Annotated in this window: 12 protein-coding genes; 4 read left to right on the top strand and 8 right to left on the bottom strand. The window is 64.4% G+C overall.

Annotation, left to right across the window (positions count from 1 at the left end; all coding sequences use genetic code 11):
- Positions 1–68: 68 nt before the first annotated feature.
- Entirely contained in the window at positions 69–1,139 is a 1,071-nt protein-coding gene (locus FNZ07_RS19375) for a glycosyltransferase family 4 protein (RefSeq protein WP_091018468.1), read from the bottom strand.
- Between the two features lie 58 nt (positions 1,140–1,197).
- Positions 1,198–4,794, bottom strand: a complete 3,597-nt coding sequence (gene dnaE, locus FNZ07_RS19370) for a DNA polymerase III subunit alpha (protein WP_091018471.1) — start codon at positions 4,792–4,794, stop codon at positions 1,198–1,200.
- Positions 4,795–5,066: 272 nt separating this feature from the next.
- Here dnaE and FNZ07_RS19365 point away from each other — a divergent pair, with 272 nt between their 5' ends.
- Both FNZ07_RS19365 and gluQRS read left to right on the top strand, forming a co-directional pair.
- The gene (locus tag FNZ07_RS19365) at positions 5,067–5,930 is read left to right on the top strand and encodes a sulfurtransferase (protein ID WP_091018474.1); all 864 of its coding nucleotides are present in this window, start codon (positions 5,067–5,069) and stop codon (positions 5,928–5,930) included.
- Positions 5,931–6,090: 160 nt separating this feature from the next.
- Positions 6,091–7,002, top strand: coding sequence for a tRNA glutamyl-Q(34) synthetase GluQRS (gluQRS, locus tag FNZ07_RS19360; protein ID WP_091018478.1), 912 nt, complete (start codon positions 6,091–6,093; stop codon positions 7,000–7,002).
- A 26-nt stretch (positions 7,003–7,028) separates the two neighbouring features.
- Here the strand turns inward: gluQRS and FNZ07_RS19355 are convergent, their stop codons facing one another.
- From FNZ07_RS19355 to purT, 6 genes are all read right to left on the bottom strand, one after another.
- The gene (locus FNZ07_RS19355; RefSeq protein ID WP_091018480.1) at positions 7,029–8,501 is read right to left on the bottom strand and encodes a DEAD/DEAH box helicase; all 1,473 of its coding nucleotides are present in this window, start codon (positions 8,499–8,501) and stop codon (positions 7,029–7,031) included.
- A 463-nt stretch (positions 8,502–8,964) separates the two neighbouring features.
- Positions 8,965–10,401, bottom strand: a complete 1,437-nt coding sequence (locus FNZ07_RS19345) for an aldehyde dehydrogenase family protein (protein ID WP_091018486.1) — start codon at positions 10,399–10,401, stop codon at positions 8,965–8,967.
- Between the two features lie 166 nt (positions 10,402–10,567).
- Positions 10,568–12,220, bottom strand: coding sequence for an acetolactate synthase large subunit (locus FNZ07_RS19340; RefSeq protein WP_091018488.1), 1,653 nt, complete (start codon positions 12,218–12,220; stop codon positions 10,568–10,570).
- Positions 12,221–12,478: 258 nt separating this feature from the next.
- Positions 12,479–12,847, bottom strand: coding sequence for an MliC family protein (locus FNZ07_RS19335; protein ID WP_091018490.1), 369 nt, complete (start codon positions 12,845–12,847; stop codon positions 12,479–12,481).
- Between the two features lie 80 nt (positions 12,848–12,927).
- On the bottom strand, positions 12,928–13,110 hold the full coding sequence (locus FNZ07_RS19330) for a DUF6726 family protein (protein ID WP_091018704.1): 183 nt from the start codon (positions 13,108–13,110) through the stop codon (positions 12,928–12,930).
- Between the two features lie 96 nt (positions 13,111–13,206).
- Complete coding sequence (purT, locus tag FNZ07_RS19325) at positions 13,207–14,430, bottom strand: formate-dependent phosphoribosylglycinamide formyltransferase (RefSeq protein WP_091018492.1); 1,224 nt, start codon at positions 14,428–14,430, stop codon at positions 13,207–13,209.
- 259 nt (positions 14,431–14,689) lie between these two features.
- On the opposite strand from purT, the gene FNZ07_RS19320 reads away from it, so the two are divergent.
- Positions 14,690–15,217 (top strand): META domain-containing protein, encoded by a 528-nt coding sequence (locus tag FNZ07_RS19320; RefSeq protein WP_091018495.1) that lies wholly within the window; start codon positions 14,690–14,692, stop codon positions 15,215–15,217.
- A 143-nt stretch (positions 15,218–15,360) separates the two neighbouring features.
- Positions 15,361–18,996, top strand: a complete 3,636-nt coding sequence (locus FNZ07_RS19315) for a DNA translocase FtsK (RefSeq protein ID WP_407670706.1) — start codon at positions 15,361–15,363, stop codon at positions 18,994–18,996.
- Positions 18,997–19,032 lie beyond the last annotated feature (36 nt).

Below are 19,032 nucleotides of genomic sequence, written 5' to 3'. Positions count from 1 at the left end.
AACGCCTTCACGTGAGCCGCGATGCCTGAGAGTTGAGAGCGCCTCCGACGGTTGGTGGCGGTTACACCTCAACGCGGCTGGCTTCGCACCTGTTCGACGAGTTTCAGCAGCGCATTCACGTGCGCGCCGATGCTCATGTCATAACGAATCGCGCCTGCATCCGGCGCTGTGCGCGCAGGATCGGTTGCCGCCTTGACAGCCTGCGCCAGTGCCGCACGCAATCCATCGACATCGCCCGGCGCGAACGTAATGCGCGCTTCGTCCGTGAGCACTTCGCAGCAAGCGATATTCGACGAAAAGATCACCGGCGTGCCGCACAGCACGGACTCGATGCCGACGAGACCGAACGGCTCGTAGTTCGACGCGAGGATCGTGTAGTCGGCGGCGCGGTAGCAGTCTTCGATCTGCTTCGCGTAGCCGATGTAGCGGATCTGCTGCGACGTACGTTCGGGCGGTCGTCCGGCCACTGCGACCACGACCGGCAGCGGGTTGTCCTTTAGCGCCGCTTCGATCAGCGGCAAGCCCTTGCGTTCGTGGCTGCTCGACGGAAACAGCAGCACGACTTCGTGGTCCGCAAAACCGAACTGTTGCCGCAACTGCGCGCGTGCGTCGCGGCTAACTGGCGTAAAACGCCGCGCGTCGACAGGTGGATAGAGCAGCTGGATTTTTCCCGGCGGCACGCCGTAGAGTTCGATCAGTTCGTCGCGCATCAGCCCCGAGTGCGCGACGATGAAACGGGCGCGATCGTACTGGCGCTGCTCGAGCACGATCTGCCGATGATCGGACGGCCGCGTGTCACGCCGACCCGCGCGCAGAAAGCCGCGATGCGTGCCGCCGCAAATGGCGATCTCCGACGAATCGACGCGATTGCAACCGATCAGCACGTCGATGCGTGCCGCCGCCCGCGCGCGCCGCAGCCGCCACGAGAACCACGCATCGCGCAGCTTGCCGGGCAACCAGTTCACCGCGATGCGGTGCGGCTCCACGAGTTCGATTTCCGGCAACGAACGGTCGAAACGACGCGCGAACACAGCGGGTGTGATGCCGTTATCGTGCAGTCCGCACACGAGATCCATCGCGTAACGTTCGAGGCCACCACTGTGCCGGAACGCATTGCAGGACAGTCCGATTCTGGTCATGGGTTTCCAGGAGACGAAAACACCCGGCGCAAGTCATGCGAAGCACCGGGCACTGGCGTCAGTACACGATTTCGATCGAGCTGCCGGCAAACTCTCCGCGCAATGCGCTCAGCAGTTCGTCGGTGGGTTTGACGCGCCACGCATCGCCAAGGCGGACTTCGCCTTCCGCGTGTTCGCTGCGATAAACGATCTGCACCGCGAGGCCGCCAGGTATCTGCACGGGCGCGCGCTGCCGGCCACCGCCGTCGTTGCCGCCGTAGCCTCCCCCTCCACCGTAACCGCCGCTACGGCCATTGCCGTTTCCGCCGCCGCGCGATGCGGACGGCGCGGGCGCGGCAAGCACCTGGTCGGGACCTGCGCAATACGCTTCGAGCACGCGGCGCAAGGCACCCGCATCGGCATTGCCGTTCATCTGCACCTTCACAGCCCGCGCATAACGACTGCGCGCGCGTTCTAGATCCATCACGGTATCGACGGTGAAACGGATGCCGCCCGTGAACGCGTCGTTGCGCGCCTGCCCCTGGACGACGAGCAGCTCGTCTTCCTTGAAGAGTTGCTTGTTCGCCTCGAACTGTTCGTTGAAGACGGTGACCTCGCACTGGCCAGTGCCATCGTCGAGCAGCGCGATCAGCATCTTGCCGCGCTGGGTCATCTGCGTGCGCAGGGACGCGATCACACCGGCTACCAGCTTCTCGCGGCCTTCTTTCAGCTCGCTCAACTTCAGCCGCACGAAGCGGCGCACTTCTTCCCGGTACGCATCGAACAGATGGCCCGACAAGTAGAAGCCGAGCGCACCCTTCTCTTCCTGGAGCTTGCGCTTCTCGGGCCATGCGGGCTCGTCGATGAGCTCGTGACCTTGCGACGGCGCATCGCCCATATCGAACAGACCCGCCTGCATCGCGTTGGCGCTGGCCTGGTCGGCGGCTTCCATCGCGAGCGACACCGAGGCGATCAACTGCGCGCGATTGTCGTGCAGCGTGTCGAACGCGCCCGCACGGATCAGCGCTTCCACCGTGCGACGGTTGACGATGCGCCGGTCGATGCGATTGCAGAAATCGAACAGGTCGATGAACGGCCCGTCTTCGCGTGCCCGCAGGATTTCTTCGATCGCGCTCTGACCGCTGCCCTTCACGGCGCCGAGACCGTAGCGTATGGTTTTCGAGCGCTTGCCGCCAGGTTCCGCAACCGGCTCGAAGCGATAGGCCGACTGGTTGATATCGGGCGGCAGCACTGCCATCCCGTTGGTCCGGCAATCCTCGAACAGGATTTTGACCTTGTCGGTGTCGTCCATGGCGAGCGACATGTTGGCCGCCATGAATTCCGCCGGATGGTGCGCCTTCAGCCATGCGGTGTGATACGCGAGCAGGGCATACGCGGCCGCGTGCGACTTGTTGAAGCCGTAGCCCGCGAACTTCTCCATCAAGTCGAAGATCTCGTCGGCTTTCTCGCCGGTCAGCCCGTTCGTCGCGGCCCCTTCGCGGAACAGCTCGCGATGCTTGGCCATTTCCTCGGGCTTCTTCTTGCCCATCGCACGACGCAGCAAGTCGGCGCCACCGAGCGAGTAACCGCCGATGATCTGCGCCATCTGCATCACCTGCTCCTGGTAGACCATGATGCCGTAGGTCTCTTTCAGAACAGTTTCGACGCGCGGATCCGGATAGTCGACCACTTCGCGGCCATGCTTACGGGCGCAGAAACTCGGGATCAGATCCATCGGACCTGGCCGGTACAACGCCACCAGCGCGATGATGTCCTCGAAGCGGTCAGGCTGCGCGTCCTTCAGCATGCCTTGCATGCCGCGACTTTCCAGCTGGAACACCGCAACCGTGTTGGCCTTCTTGAGGATCGAGAACGACGCGGGGTCGTCGAGCGGCACCTGGGCGAGCGACCAGTCGGCCTTCGACGGATCGAGCCTGCGGATATACCGTTCGGCCCAGTCGAGAATGGTCAGCGTGGTCAGGCCCAAGAAGTCGAACTTGACGAGCCCAACCGCTTCGACGTCGTCCTTGTCGTACTGGCTCACGACGCCGCCTTCGTCGCCCTGCGTGTACAGCGGACAGAAATCGGTCAGCTTTCCAGGCGCGATCAGCACGCCGCCCGCGTGCATGCCGACGTTCCGCGTGATCCCTTCAACGCGCTGCGCGAGTTCCAGCAGCTGGCGCACTTCGTCTTCGTTGTCGAAGCGCTCCTGCAGCAGCGGCTCTTCCTTCATCGCGTCGGCGATCGTAACGTGCTTGCCCGGCTTGAACGGGATCAGCTTGGCAATGCCGTCGGTGAAGTTGTAGCCGAGATCGAGCACGCGGCCGACGTCGCGCACCGCCGCCTTCGCAGCCATCGTGCCGAACGTCGCGATCTGCGATACCGCGTCCGCACCGTACTTTTCCTTCACGTACTGGATCACGCGATCGCGGCCGTGCTGGCAGAAGTCGATGTCGAAGTCGGGCATCGATACCCGCTCCGGATTCAGGAAGCGCTCGAACAGCAGGTTGTAGCGCAGCGGATCGAGGTCGGTCACGCCGAGCGCATACGCAACCAGCGACCCCGCACCCGAGCCACGACCCGGGCCGACCGGCACGCCGTTGTTCTTCGCCCAGTTGATAAAGTCCGCGACGATCAGGAAGTAGCCGGGGAAGCCCATCTTGATGATCGTGCCGCACTCGAAATCGAGCCGCTTGTAATACGTGTCGCGTTTCTGCTCGCGCTCGGCTGCGTCGGGAAACAGTTGCTGCAGACGCGTTTCGAGACCGTCCTTCGACAGTTGCACGAGGTAATCGTCGAGCGACATGCCGTCGGGCGTCGGGAACAGCGGCAGCTTCGGCTTGCCGAGTTCGAGCGTGAGATTGCAGCGCTTCGCGATTTCGACGGTGTTGGCCAGCGCCGACGGCAGATCGGCGAACAGCGCCGTCATGTCGTCCTGGCTGCGGAAATACTGTTCGGTTGTGAAGCGCCTCTGGCGACGTGGGTTCGCCAGCATGTCGCCTTCCGAAATACAGACGCGCGCTTCGTGCGCGGTGAAGTCGTCGGAGGTCATGTACTGCAGCGGATGCGTGGCGACCACCGGCAGCTTCAGCGCCACCGCAAGCGCCACGGCCTGCTGCACGTACGCCTCGCTGCCCGGTTGCCCGCAGCGCTGCAGTTCGATATAGAAGCCGCCCGCGAACACCTTCGCCCAATGCTGCGCGTTGCGCTTCGCCGCTTCCGTATTGCCGGCCGCGAACGCGAGGCCGACGTCGCCGTACTGCGCGCCCGACAGGGCGAGCAAGCCTTCGCCCATGCCCGACTCGAGCCAGCCCGCTTCGACTTCCGCGCGACCGCGGTATTGATTGGTGAGCCACGCCTTGGTCAGCAGCTCGCACAGATTCAGATAGCCGCGCTGGTTTTTCACCAGCAGCAAGAGGCGCGAGGGTTTGTCGCGGTCGTCGGGATTGGTGATCCAGACATCGCAGCCGGCAATCGGCTTGACGCCTTTGCCACGTGCTTCCTGGTAGAAACGGACGAGGCCGAATGCGTTGCCGAGATCGGTGAGCGCGAGCGCGCCCTGACCGTCTTTGGCCGCCGCCGCGACGATGTCGTCGAGGCGCACGATGCCATCGGCAATCGAGAATTCGGAGTGAACGCGGAGATGAACGAAGCGAGGATCTGACATGGGCGTCATTGTACAACTGCACCGACGAACCTTCGCATCAAGACATGCCGGATTCGCCATCCGGCCGAGGGCATGGACCGCGTACGGCCGCCCCGCGGGACTCCCCGGGGCTGCACTGCGGGTCTTATGCCATTCGGCCAGCGAAGGCCGCCGCGCCGGTTGAGCGATAATACGGTTTTCGCCCATTCTGCCGGCGCCATCCGCGAGCACGCAGCGCATCCTTGTAGATGCCTGCCACCCTGCCTGTACGGTCCGCCCGGCCGCCTTACCGCTGAATCATCATGAGTATCGTCAATCTCTCCGCCTATCATTTCGTGACCCTCGACGCGACCGCCACCTGGCGCCCGCTCGTCACCGAACGTTGTGAGGCGCTCGGCCTGCGCGGCACCATCCTGCTCGCGCCTGAAGGCATCAATCTGTTCGTCGCGGGCGAGCCGGACGCAGCGAGCGGATTTATCGACTACCTGCGTCACGATCCGCTGTTCGAAGGCAAATTCACGACGCTGCAGTTCAAGGAAAGCCTGTCCGAGAAGCAGCCGTTTAGGCGCATGCTCGTCAAGCTCAAGCGCGAAATCATCACGATGAAAAAGCCGGCGATCCGGCCCGAACTCGGCCGCGCGCCCTCGGTCGATGCACCAACGCTGAAGGCGTGGCTCGATCGCGGCCACGACGATGCGGGCCGCCCGGTCGTGATGCTCGACACACGCAATGCGTTCGAGGTCGACGTCGGCACGTTCGACGACGCACTCGACTACCGGATCAGCAAGTTCAGCGAGTTCCCGGGGGTAATCGAAGCGCATCGTGCCGACCTCGAAGGCAAGACGGTCGTGTCGTTCTGCACCGGCGGGATTCGCTGCGAGAAAGCGGCGATCCATATGAAGGAAGTCGGCATCGAGAACGTGTACCAGCTCGAAGGCGGCATCCTGAAGTATTTCGAGGAAGTGGGCGGCGCGCACTATCACGGTGAGTGCTTCGTCTTCGATTACCGGACCGCGCTGAACCCGGAGCTCAAACCGACGGCCACTGCGCAGTGCTTTGGTTGCCGCGCGGTCGTCAGTCCTGACGCGCAGCGCTCGCCGCTTTACGTGCCGGGCAAGACTTGTCCCGCCTGTCATCCGCAACGGGACGCGGCGCACGCCGCGTAATGGACGGGGTTCGCGCTCGGGACGCTATGGCTACGGTCACGTCTCTAGTTGCGCGCGCTTCTGTGACCGTAAGCGCGATGGCGAATACGACTACGATTGCATTCGCGACCTGCGGCACAACACACGCCAGACCGCACCTGCGCCTGCCCGTATCGCTGCCATGAACGCCCCATCCCCCTACCGCGGACGCTTCGCCCCCTCACCGACCGGACCGCTGCACTTCGGCTCGCTTGTCAGCGCGCTCGCAAGCTGGCTGGACGCACGTGCCCATGGCGGCGCGTGGCTCGTGCGGATCGAAGACGTCGATGCGCCGCGCACGGTGCCCGGCGCCGCCGAAGACATACTCGCGACGCTCGCCCGTTTCGGCATGCAGACCGACGAACCGCCGGTCTGGCAAAGCGCGCGCGGCACCCATTACGCAAACGCATTCGACCGGCTCAAAGCCGCGGGCTTCGTCTATCCCTGCGGCTGCACGCGCAAAGAAATTGCGGACTCGCTGCTGCATGCGCACGCGCGCCATACGACGCTCGCCTACCCGGGCACCTGCCGCAGCGGCCTGCACGGCAAACCTGCGCGCGCGTGGCGTCTGCGTGTGCCGGACGGCGACACAGCCGTGATCGAATTCGAGGACCGCTGGCAGGGTCCGCAAACGCAGAACCTCGCCACCGAGGTCGGCGACTTCGTGCTGCGGCGAGCCGACGATCAATGGGCGTATCAACTGGCGGTCGTCGTCGACGACGCCGATGCGGGGATCACGCACGTGGTGCGCGGCGCGGATCTGCTCGATTCGACGGCGCGGCAGATCTACCTGCAGCGCTGTCTCGGCCTATCCACGCCCGCTTACTTGCACGTGCCGGTCGTCACCACCGTCGAAGGCGAAAAACTCAGCAAGCAGACGGGCGCGCAGGCGCTCGACAGCGCGCAGCCGCTAGCCGCGCTGCATGACGCGGCGGACTATCTGGGGCTGGTACTGGAGGGAGGGCCGGCCGCATCGCTCGCGGCCTTCTACGGCGCTGCGACGACCGCATGGGCGCGTCGCGTGGCAAGTCTCGCGGGAACACGCGGGGAGTAAGTTCGCCCGCGCCTGAACACCGAAAATTAAGAAGACGACTTACGCGGCATACCAAAACCGCCGAGCAGTGCCGCGAGCGGCTGCTTGGTCGCGCCCTTCTGCTGCTGCGCCGACGCCGCATCGGCCGCTGCCGCTTCGTCGGACTTGTGAGCCGACGGCGACGGCTCGTACGGCTTGAGGAAGAAATCGTCGATCGGTTGCTGACGGTGCGAGCCATGCGGACGATCGAACGACGGACCACCCGAGCGCCGACGAGCCGGCCGCTCATCGCGCCCGTCACGTCCATCGCGACCTTCGCGTCGTGGGCTACGTTCTTCGTGATGCCGCACAGGCACATCAACGGTTAGATGCCCAACGTCGAGCGGCCGCTTGATCAGCTTCTCGATATCGGCCAGTTGCTTGCGCTCGTTCGGGCTGCACAGCGACAGCGCATCCCCCGACGCACCCGCGCGCCCCGTGCGGCCGATACGGTGCACATAATCTTCCGCGTTGAACGGCAAGTCGAAGTTGATCACCGTCGGCAACTCGACGATATCGAGTCCGCGCGCGGCCACGTCGGTGGCCACCAGCGCTTCGATCTCGCCGCGCTTGAATGCTTCGAGCGCCTGCATCCGTTCGTTCTGGGTCCGGTCGCCGTGAATCGCGGTCGCCACCACGCCGCTCTTTTCGAGCGAACGGGCCAGCCGGCTCGCGCCGATCTTGCTGTTGCAGAACACCAGCACCTGTTTCAGGCTGCGTTCGCGGATCAGTTGGACGACCGCGCCGGTCTTGTCGCCTTCCGGCACTTCATAGACGGTCTGCGTGACGTTGGTCGCAGTCGAGTTGCTGCGCGCGACTTCGATGGTCTGCGGGTTGCGCAGATAAGTCGCCGCGAGCTTCTTGATTTCGCCCGAGAACGTTGCGGAAAATAGCAGCGTCTGGCGCTCCTTCGGCAGCAGGTTCAGGATGCGTTGCAGATCGGGCAGGAAGCCCATGTCGAGCATGCGGTCCGCTTCGTCGAGCACGAGCATCTGCACCTGACCGAGATTCGCGGTCTTCTGCTGAACGTGATCGAGCAACCGGCCCGGCGTTGCGATCAGCACTTCCACACCGCGCCGCAGTTCCGCGGATTGCGGGTTCATGTCCACCCCGCCAAACACCACCGCGCTGCGCAGCGGCGTGTGCTTCGCGTACGCCTGCACGTTGGCCGCCACCTGGTCGGCGAGTTCGCGGGTTGGCGTAAGGATCAGTGCGCGCACCGGATGTCGCGCCGGCGAGGCGCTGGTGCTGGCAAGCGGCAGCAGCCGCTGGATGATCGGCAGCGAGAAGCTCGCGGTCTTGCCGGTGCCGGTCTGGGCGGCGCCCATCACGTCACGGCCGGACAGCACGACGGGAATCGCCTGCGCCTGGATCGGCGTGGGTGTCGTGTAGCCCTGCTCCGCGATCGCTTTCAGGATGTCGGGCGATAGACCGAACTGGTCGAAAGTCGCGTTGCTGGGCGTGACTGCTGTGTCGGACATGGTGGCTTTCGCTAAAAATGCGCGCGGCGCGTGGCGTGCGGCTGCGGCCGGAAGACCGCGGAGGGCAATGATGAAGGCGGAGCCCGGTGTGCAAAAAGAACCCTGCACGCGCCATACGCGCCGCCTGGGCCGGGTCGAGACTGCTGCGCGAGTCGCGCGGACAAGTACGAATACTGCGGGCAAAACGATCGACCGACCCCGGCCGGCGGAAACACCCGCCGGAAAGGCCGGTATTGTAGCACCCCAGCGTAAACACTCATGACATGGGCTGCGGGCCGCCCCGGGCGGTAGCCTCGGCCGGATGGCCCCAGGCGGGTAGGCCCGGACAGGTACTCCCGCATGCCCCCGGGAGGGCGCAGCCCCGGGGCTGCAGCCACCCGCAGCCAGTTGGCCCACCCAGCCACCAGTCCTCCAGCACGGCACGAGGTCCCGCCGTACCGGACGGGGCTACCCTACACAAGCCCTACCAGGTTTCCCGCATCACCATCAGACGCAGCTCCGTCATGTCCTCGATTGCATAACGTATGCCCTCGCGGCCCAGGCCCGAATCCTTCACGCCGCCATACGGCATGTTGTCGACACGGAACGACGGCACATCGTTGATCACGACGCCGCCCACTTCGAGCTCGTCCCATGCCTGGTGCGCATGTGCCAGCGAATCGGTGAACACGCCGGCCTGCAGGCCGAAGTCGCTGTTGTTGACGGTGGCGAGCGCAGCGGCAAAGTCGTCGAAGCGCTCGAGGATCGCAACCGGTCCGAACGCTTCCTTGCGATACAGGTCGGTATCGCGCCCCACGCCTTCGAGCAGCGTCGCCTCGAACATCGCACCATCCACAGTGCCGCCCGCGACGATCTTCGCACCCGCCTGCACCGCGCTGTCCATCCAGCCGGCCAGACGCTTCGACTCCGATTCGGAGATCATCGGCCCGACGAAAGTCTTTTCGTCCTTCGGATCGCCCATCTTCAGCGATTTCGTTTTGGCGATCAGCTTCTCGCGCAGCGCGTCGTAGATCGACGCATGCACGAGGATGCGTTGCACGCCGATACAGCTCTGGCCCGACTGGTAGAACGCACCGAACGCAAGCCGGTCGACCACGTAATCGAGCTTGCCGCCCTGATCGCCGTCGACGATCGCCGCCGCGTTACCGCCCAGTTCGAGGATCACCTTCTTCTTGCCGGCCTTCTTCTTCAGATCCCAGCCCACCGCCGGCGAGCCTGTGAACGACAGCAGCTTGAAGCGTTCGTCGGTGGTGAACAGATCGGCGCCGTCGCGATGCGCGGGCAGCACCGAAAATGCGCCCTTCGGCAGATCGGTCTCGGCCAGAATCTCGCCGATGATCAACGCGCCGACCGGCGTGCGACTCGCCGGCTTCAGCACGAACGGCACACCGGCCGCCAGCGCGGGCGCGACCTTGTGCGCAGCAAGATTGAGCGGAAAGTTGAACGGCGAGATGAACGAGCACGGCCCGATCGGCACGCGCTTCACATACGCGTGGTAGCCCTTCGCGCGCGGCGAGATTTCGAGGTTGACGATTTCGCCATTGATACGCACCGACTCTTCCGCCGCGATCTTGAACGTATCGATCAACCGAGTGACTTCGCCACGCGAATCGTTGATCGGCTTGCCGGCTTCGATGCACAGCGCCATCGCCAGTTCATCGTAACGCTCGCGAAAGCGCTTCACACAATGTTCGAGCACGGCCTGCCGTTTGAACGGCGGGTAAGCACGCAGCGCAGGCATGGCGTCGACCGCGGCGGCGATCGCCTTGTCGATCGTGGCCGCATCGGCGAGCGCGACGCGCGTGGCCACTTCGCCGCTGAACTTGTCGGTGACTTCGAGATCGGTGTTCGCCGCGACCGGCTCGTTCGCGAGGTAGTACGGGTAAGTCTTCTGCAACATGACACGTTCTCCTTGGGGCGATCCATCCAGTCCGGCGAGGCTACGCAACTACGCACGCATACGCGCTCGCCTTCTCTTAGCGTGGCTTTAACACGGCCGGGTGACGTTCGGATGACGGGCGCCGCGCAAGCGGCGCGTCAACAGACCGCGCAACCGGCCGGCCCGCTTATAGCTGCGCGCTCAGCCGCTTGATCTCGCGGTTCAGCACACGCTCGTTGTCCGAGTAGTCGATCGGCAGGTCGATCACATGCACGCCCGGCGTCGCGAAGCAGTCGCGCAACAGCGGCGCGAATTCGTCCGCCGATGCAATGCGATGACCGTGCGCCCCGTAACTCTCCGCGTAGGCCACGAAATCGGGGTTCTGCAAGGTCATGCCGTAGTCGGGGAAATTCATGTTCTCCTGCTTCCAGCGAATCATCCCGAACGCGTCGTCGCGCAAAATCAGCACGACCAGATCGAGCTTGAGCCGCACCGCCGTTTCCACTTCCTGCGAATTCATCATGAAGCCGCCGTCGCCGCACACGGCCATCACCTTGCGATCCGGATGGACGATCTTCGTCGCGATCGCCGACGGTAAACCGGCGCCCATCGAAGCGAGCGCGTTGTCGAGCAGCAGCGAGTTCGGTTCATGTGCGCGGTAGTAGCGCGCAAACCAGATCTTGTACATGCCGTTGTCGAGACAAACGATGCCGTCCACCGGTGTCGTGTCGTACACATCCTTGACGATGCGCACCGGGTACATCGGAAACCGTGCGTCGTGCTGGCCCTTCGCGAGATGCTCTTCGAAGTGCTGCTTGATCTCGGTGAAGCGCGTGAAATCCCAGTGTCGCTCCTGATCTTTCAGACTTTCCTTCAGTTGCCAGACCGCATTCGCAATATCGCCGACCACTTCGATCTGCGGGAAATACACGGGGTCGACTTCGGCGCCGAGAAAGTTCACGTGGATCACGGTCTTGTCGCCCGTGTCGGCGCTGCGCATGAAGAACGGCGGTTTTTCGATCACGTCGTGGCCGACGTTGATGATGCAGTCCGCGTGATCGATCGCGCGATGCACGAAGTCGCCGTCCGACAGCGTCGCATTGCCGAGCCACAGCGGATGCGATTCGTCGATTACACCCTTGCCCATCTGCGTCGTGAAGAACGGAATACCGATCTGGTCGACGAATTCGCGCAGCATCTTGGTCGTGGTCTTGCGATTGCCGCCTGCGCCGATCATCAAGAGCGGATGCTTCGCGCCGGCGATCGCCGCGACCGCATTCGCGACCGCCTTTTCTTCGGCGACCGGGCGACGGCTATAGCTCTTCGGGATCGGCTTGCCGTCGCCTTCTTCGTCAGCCACGTCTTCGGGCAGTTCGAGGTGAGCCGCGCCCGGTCGCTCTTCTTCGGCCTGGCGGAACGCTTCGCGCACGAGCGCCGGGATATTGCCGATCGAGACGATCTGCCGCGTGTATTTGGTAAGCGGCTCCATCATCCGCACCACATCGACGATCTGGAAGTGGCCTTGCTTGCTGGTCTTGATCGGCTTCTGGCCGGTGACCATCAGCATCGGCATCGCGCCTAGCTGCGCATAGGCAGCTGCCGTAACGAAGTTCGTCGCGCCCGGGCCGAGGGTCGACAGGCACACGCCGGTGCGGCCAGTCAAACGCCCGTAGGTCGCAGCCATGAAACCAGCGGCCTGTTCGTGACGCGTGAGGATCAGCTTGATTTTCGAGCGCCGCAGCGACTCGAGGAGGTCGAGATTTTCTTCGCCGGGGATGCCGAAAATATACTCGACACCTTCAGCTTCCAGCGATTTGACGAATAGATCCGATGCTTTCATGGAGAATCTCGCTTGACGGACAGACGCAGGCAGGTTGCCTGCGCGAGGGGTTCCGGGAAAGAACGTGCGATGACGATGAAGACCCTGGCGCCGCATCCTGCGTAGCCGGCGGCGGACGCGCCAGACAGCTTACTACCTGGCGAGAAAAGATGCGCGTAACTATGCACGCGCAACAGCGCGTGCGGCATGGCTATGGGATGACGACGAGATGATGGCGGTGCTTCAGGCAGCGTCTCTGGCAGCGCTGCCCGAGGCGGCCTAGCGGATCATGGTGACGCAGTCGGACATCACAGGCGGTGCATCGGCGCCGCCCATCGCATCGTATAGATCGGCGCGCGGCCCCTTGGTCCACCACGTATAGCTGCCGGCCTGATATTTCACGCCCGATGCAGCGATGGTGCTGACGAACAGCAGCGTCTGACCTTTGACCGGCACAAGCGCGAAGCTTTGTCCGTTGGCGGCGTTCAGGTAGGTGACCTGCAGGATCTTGCCGGTTGCACAGGTGTACTTCTGGGTCTGGCGTTGTTTCGGCTGAATATCCGCGAGCGGCTGCGGCGCGGCCCACGCCGCACTACCCGCCGACAGCAGAACCAGCACGCCCGTTGCTGCGACCAGCCATGTCCTCATCGTCTTCCCCGCGAACTCATGCGCAATTTCATATGCAACTGGTTGTTGATGTATCGAGCGGCAACGCATGTGACGAACGCTCAAGGATCGATCACGCCCGCACACGCATCGGTCGGCGCGGCAGCGACGTGGCCGACCACCGGCACGATCTTCAGCCCCGCCGATGCAATGCGGCACGGTGCAGCAGCCAGCCCGCACCCGCTTAGCGCAACGCACAACGTGCCGAGCGCGGCCCGTCTGCCCCATCGCACACGTCGTGTCATTGCGACGATGTCCAACCCAACCTGCTGATTCATGGTGTGCCTCTCTACACCCGCACGCCGGCCTGATTGTCGTCGCGCGGTGATGCCTGGTGATACTCAGCCGGCGGAACCCGTGGAAACCGGACGCACTGCCGCAGCCGCCTGCTTCGCGCGGGACCGCGCTTCGTCGGTGCTCGCGCCCGTAGCAAGCGCCACGCCCATGCGGCGCTTCGCGAAACTTTCCGGTTTGCCGAACAGCCGCAAGTCCGTATCGGGCAACGCCAGCGCCTGCGCGACGCCTTCGAATGCGATAGCGGTTTCGTCGAGGCCGCCGTAAATCACCGCCGATGCCCCCGGTGTCCGTAACGACGTATCGACCGGCAAGCCCAGAATCGCCCGCGCGTGCAGTTCAAATTCCGACAGACGCTGCGTGCACAGTGTGACGAGCCCCGTATCGTGCGGACGCGGACTCACTTCCGAAAACCATACGTCATCGCCACGCACGAAAAGTTCCACGCCGAAGAGTCCACGGCCGCCGAGTGCAGCGGTTACCTTGTGCGCAACTTCGCGCGAACGTTCGAGTGCGAGCGCGCTCATCGGTTGCGGTTGCCACGACTCGACGTAATCTCCGGCTACCTGCACATGACCGATCGGATCGCAGAAATACGTGCGTGTCTCGCCATTCGCGGGATCGATCGCGCGCACGGTGAGTTGCGTGATTTCGTAGTCGAAATCGATAAACCCTTCCACAATCACGCGGCCGCGATTCACCCGTCCGCCCGCCAGCGCGTACTGCCAGGCGGGTTCGACGTCGGCATCGCTCTTCAATACCGATTGCCCCTTGCCCGATGACGACATCACCGGTTTCACGACACACGGATAACCGACCTTCGCGATGCCGGCGCGCAATTCGTCGAGCGAATCGGCAAAGGCGTAAGGAGAAGTAGGCAGGCCGAGTTCTTCGGCGGCGAGGCGGCGGATGCCTTCGCGGTTCATCGTCAGTTGAGTGGCGCGCGCGGTCGGAATCACCTCCGCGAGACCGTCGGCTTCGATGCCGGCAAGCGCATCGGTGGCGATCGCTTCGATCTCGGGAACGATCAGGTGTGGGCGCTCTGCCTCGACCAGCGCGCGCAGTGCGGCAGCATCGGTCATGTCGATCACGTGCGCGCGATGCGCGACCTGGTGACCCGGCGCATCGGCATAACGGTCGACGGCGATCACTTCGATGCCGAGCCGCTGCAACGCGATGATCACTTCCTTACCGAGTTCGCCGGCACCGAGCAGCATGACGCGCGTCGCCGATGCCGAGAGCGGGGTGCCGATCCGTTGGCCGATCTGCATGAGGTCTCCAGAAAATTCAAGTCGGATGAGAATGGACAGGCAATGTTAACACGCTGACCTTGCCCGCGATTTCGCCGTTTTTGCCGGCGTCGGTGGGTTGTATCGGGCTCGCGTCGAGTGCCACGCGTAGCGAACGTCCGTGCTGAGCCGTGCGGCGTCTGAAACACTGCATCGCGCATCGCAAGCACGACGGCGCTCGCGTGCGGCACACGGAGTGCGTTACCCTTACGCCTTCGCCAGTTTGAAGAGGAACGACGCCATGCCTTCAACGTCTTCTGCACGACGCGTTGTGCGTTTCGTTGCACCGCTCGCCGCGCTGACCGTTGCCGTGCTGCTCGCCGCGTGCTCGATGCCGGTTCACACCGATGCCTCCGCCGCGCCGCCCGATCCGTTCAACCCGGCGGCCACCCAGTTGCTCGACGACACCGCGTGGCACCTCAGTAGCTGGACCGATGCGGGCGGTACCGCCCGCAACGTCCCGCAAGCGGGCGGCGATGCGCCGATCACACTGACGCTTTCGACGGCAACCGGTCAACGACGCGCCAGCGGCTTCTCGGGTTGCAACCGCTACATGGGCACCTATGGGTTGAAGGACGGCAAGCTGTCGTTCGGGATGCTGGCCGGTACGCGCAAGGCGTGTCAAACGGCGGGCGGGCAACTGGAACCTGCCTATCTCGACGCGCTGGAACATATCGCGCGAACCGGCGTGCAGATGCGCACGCCGCAGGAACTCCAGTTGACGCTCGAGAACGGCGACAAACTGGTGTTTGCGCGCAGCAATCCGTGATCGCGCCAGTGCGGAGCGCGTCCAGCGCGCGGCCCGCTCGCGCCGCGTAACACCTGTGACATCTTTAACACTCGTCTTCGAAGCATCTTGCTTTGCCGGTTTAAACTCGACGGGTTGCGCGTCCGCGCGTCTGTCTTTCATCGATGTCTAGCATGCACACGGTAGTTTTCGGCTGGTTCGGCGCGTCGGCCGTCTGGTTCATTCCTCTGTTCTGGCGTCTCATTAAAGCCGCGTTGCCCGGCGGCGCCGGCCTGCGCGGCCCCGGCACGATCCGGCTATGGCTCGGCTTCGTCTGCGTACTGGTGGCAAGTTGCGCGCTGGAGGCGTCGGTTATCGATATCGACGGTGTCGACCGGTTCGGCCACGCGCTGGCGGGTCGCTTCGCGCGGCTGCTCGGACACATCGGTACGCCGCTTGTCATGCTGGCGCTGTTCCTCGTGAGCCTGCCGTGGCTGATCGGCTTTCGCTGGAGCCAGGTCGCGCACTGGGCCGATGCGGCGTTCGGGCTCGGTCTGTCGCGCGGGGGCAAACGCGATAGCGACGACGCGCGCGGACGGCGCGGTACCGACGAGGGTATGGCTGCTTCGTACGAGGTCGGTTCCGGCAGTGCGGGCGTGAATCCGATGGCGCCGAAAACGCAGGGGCGTTATGCACGACCGACTGTCTGGCGGCCGCCTGTCACGCGCCTCGCGAAGAAAACCGCGGCAAGCGATGGCGTGAGCCAGGCGGCGCCGGCTACCGTCATCTCGCCGGTACTGCGCAGTACCGCGGCCGGCACCGGTCGACGTACCTCCATGCCATCCGCGCCGGGTCGCCCCACGCCGTGGGCACCCGCGGAACCCGTCGCCCCCGCCGGCTGGCTCGGCAGTGAGACGGGCACGGGCGGTGGCGTAACGCGCGGATTGCAGTCGGCGGCCGGCAGCGGTAGCGCCAGTGCCGCGGGTACCGTGGCTGCGGCCGGTGCGATATCGCGCGTCGCCAAAGCGTCAGGCAGTGCGCCGTCGGCCGTGAATAATGCGGCAGGCCCCCCGGTTGTACGGCCCCGTGTGCCGTTCGCCGAAGCAGGATCGCAGGCGGGACGCAGTGGCCTCTCCCCTGCTCCTGCCGCGCCGCGCACTACACCGGCACCGCGCCCGATCACGCCGCCGCGCTCCGTCATGCGATCCACTGCGCCGGCCGCGCAACCGGCGGTTGCGAATCGCACACCGCAATATCCCAGCGAGAACCAGCGCAGGTCGCAAGCACCCACGCTTTCACGCCCCGTGACGCCGGCGCCCACCGCGCCGCGCGTCACCCCTCCGCCGAGCGTGCAGGACACACTGCGTAGTATCGAAGAGAACACTGCGAGCTGGGCTACGCTCGCGGGTACGGCTCATCAGCACTCCGGCGAATCGCAGGTGCCGAATGAACACAGTGGCGCGGGTGGATCGGTGAATGGTGCGTCTGCCATTGCGCCTGAGACGACGGCTACTGTGACGGCTGCGGCAGCGCCTGTCGTCACACCTGTTGCATCACCTGTCGCAACACCTGCTGCTACGCCTGTTACGACACCTACTACTACACCTACTACTACACCTACTACTACACCTGCGACATCCAGCGGAGTATTACCTGCCGCAATACCCACTGTTACGCCTGCGACAGCAGCCACCGTTACGTCTGCTGCAACACTCAGCGTCACACCGGCGACGACAACTGCGGCCACAGCAACGCCCGTACCTTCGCTGGACATTCCTTCCGCAGCATCGCCGGTGCTCGACCGCCCGCACACCTCCGCCGATGTCTCTGCCGTGTTGCCAACGCCGCCTGCCGCAAGCGTTGCAGCGGACCACCCGGTGGAACCGGCCGCAACTCGCAGCCCCTTCGAAGTCGTACCAACCACGTTTGTCTCATCGCATACCGCGGACGCTTCAATACCGCCGTGGGAAATCGTCGCAACAACGGAAGACACATCGCCCGCCGCATCGGCTACACATGCATCGCCTGTCGTATCTGGCGACGCGACGTTTGCACCTGACGCAACCCCGATCAAGGACGACACCCCACCGCCATCGAACGTAGTCCGCTTCCCGGGCCTCGCTGCCACACGCCAGCTCGCAGCCGATGCATTCGATCCACCGGCCGCCGCCGCATCGCCCGACGAGCCGGCCGAAGAATCAATCGACGATCCGATCGACGAACCCCCGCGTCTCGCATCGGGCGCATCAAACGCATCGAACGCACCACAAGACGAACCCACCGCACGCGCACCGCTCGGCCACGCACCGACCAGTTTCGAATTCCACGCACCGGCCGCATCGGCGGTCGAACTGCCGACGCTCGATCTGCTCGCGCGCGCCTCAACCGACGTCGAGCCCGTCTCCGAAGAGCGCCTCGCCGAAACCGGTGCGCTGATCGAGCAGCGTCTGCAGGAATTCAAGGTGCCGGTGACCGTAGTCGGCGCATCGGCGGGGCCGGTCATCACGCGCTTCGAAGTCGAACCGGCACTCGGTGTGCGCGGTAGCCAGATCGTCGGGTTGATGAAGGACCTGTCGCGCGGCCTCGGCCTCACGTCGATCCGCGTCGTCGAGACGATCCCCGGCAAGACCTGTATGGGCCTCGAACTGCCGAATGCGAAACGCCAGACCATCCGGCTCTCCGAAATTCTCGAAGCCGATGTCTATCAGCACTCGCACTCGATGCTCACGCTCGCGATGGGCAAGGACATCACCGGTCACCCGGTCGTTGCCGACCTCGCCAAAGCGCCGCACATGCTGGTGGCCGGCACCACCGGTTCGGGCAAATCCGTCGCGATCAACGCGATGATCGTCTCGTTGCTCTACAAGGCCGCGCCAGAAGACGTGCGCCTGATCATGATCGACCCGAAGATGCTCGAGCTCTCGGTGTACGAGGGCATCCCGCACCTGCTCGCGCCGGTCGTGACCGACATGAAGCTCGCCGCGAACGCGTTGAACTGGTGCGTCGGCGAAATGGAGAAGCGCTATCGGTTGATGTCGGCGGTTGGCGTGCGAAACCTCGCGGGGTTCAACCAGAAGGTGCGCGACGCCGACGCAGCGGGCAAGAAACTCGGCAACCCGTTTTCGCTCACGCCCGATGCGCCCGAACCGCTCGCAAAGCTACCGCTGATCGTCGTCGTGATCGACGAACTCGCCGACCTGATGATGGTCGCCGGCAAGAAGATTGAAGAATTGATCGCGCGGCTCGCGCAGAAAGCGCGCGCAGCCGGCATCCACCTGATACTCGCAACACAGCGTCCGTCGGTGGACGTGATCACCGGGTTGATTAAGGCGAATATCCCGACGCGCGTCGCGTTTCAGGTGTCGTCGAAGATCGACTCGCGCACGATTCTCGACCAGATGGGCGCGGAGTCGCTGCTCGGCCAGGGCGACATGCTGTTCCTGCCGCCAGGCACCGGTTATCCGCAGCGCGTGCACGGCGCGTTCGTCGCCGACGAAGAAGTGCACCGGATCGTCGAATATCTGAAGCAGTTCGGCGAGCCGCAATACGAAGAGGGCATTCTCGATGGCCCTGCGTCCGAAGGCGCGGCGCAGGATCTGTTCGGCGATGCCCCCGATGCCGAAGCCGATCCGCTCTACGACGAAGCGGTCGCGTTCGTCGTGCGCACGCGGCGTGCATCGATCTCGTCGGTGCAGCGGCAGTTGCGGATCGGTTATAACCGCGCGGCGCGGCTCGTCGAGCAGATGGAAGCGGCGGGGCTGGTGTCGTCGATGGGAATCAACGGTAGTCGCGAAGTGCTCGCGCCTGGCCCCGCAGAATAAATCGCGCAATCTCACGCGGCGCGGCGCGCACACTCC

Origin of the sequence: Paraburkholderia megapolitana (genome assembly GCF_007556815.1) — a bacterium.
In the GTDB taxonomy this organism is placed as follows: domain Bacteria; phylum Pseudomonadota; class Gammaproteobacteria; order Burkholderiales; family Burkholderiaceae; genus Paraburkholderia; species Paraburkholderia megapolitana.
The sequence above is the reverse complement of the archived record's forward strand: the minus strand, read 5'-3'. Positions and strand labels throughout refer to the sequence as shown.

What these genes read in the sequence shown, in the direction of transcription:
- FNZ07_RS19375 (WP_091018468.1), bottom strand. Translation starts at nt 1,139, where the DNA reads ATGACCAGAATCGGACTGTCCTGCAATGCGTTCCGGCACAGTGGTGGC.
- dnaE (WP_091018471.1), bottom strand. Translation starts at nt 4,794, where the DNA reads ATGACGCCCATGTCAGATCCTCGCTTCGTTCATCTCCGCGTTCACTCC.
- FNZ07_RS19365 (WP_091018474.1), top strand. Translation starts at nt 5,067, where the DNA reads ATGAGTATCGTCAATCTCTCCGCCTATCATTTCGTGACCCTCGACGCG.
- gluQRS (WP_091018478.1), top strand. Translation starts at nt 6,091, where the DNA reads ATGAACGCCCCATCCCCCTACCGCGGACGCTTCGCCCCCTCACCGACC.
- FNZ07_RS19355 (WP_091018480.1), bottom strand. Translation starts at nt 8,501, where the DNA reads ATGTCCGACACAGCAGTCACGCCCAGCAACGCGACTTTCGACCAGTTC.
- FNZ07_RS19345 (WP_091018486.1), bottom strand. Translation starts at nt 10,401, where the DNA reads ATGTTGCAGAAGACTTACCCGTACTACCTCGCGAACGAGCCGGTCGCG.
- FNZ07_RS19340 (WP_091018488.1), bottom strand. Translation starts at nt 12,220, where the DNA reads ATGAAAGCATCGGATCTATTCGTCAAATCGCTGGAAGCTGAAGGTGTC.
- FNZ07_RS19335 (WP_091018490.1), bottom strand. Translation starts at nt 12,847, where the DNA reads ATGAGGACATGGCTGGTCGCAGCAACGGGCGTGCTGGTTCTGCTGTCG.
- FNZ07_RS19330 (WP_091018704.1), bottom strand. Translation starts at nt 13,110, where the DNA reads ATGACACGACGTGTGCGATGGGGCAGACGGGCCGCGCTCGGCACGTTG.
- purT (WP_091018492.1), bottom strand. Translation starts at nt 14,430, where the DNA reads ATGCAGATCGGCCAACGGATCGGCACCCCGCTCTCGGCATCGGCGACG.
- FNZ07_RS19320 (WP_091018495.1), top strand. Translation starts at nt 14,690, where the DNA reads ATGCCTTCAACGTCTTCTGCACGACGCGTTGTGCGTTTCGTTGCACCG.
- FNZ07_RS19315 (WP_407670706.1), top strand. Translation starts at nt 15,361, where the DNA reads ATGTCTAGCATGCACACGGTAGTTTTCGGCTGGTTCGGCGCGTCGGCC.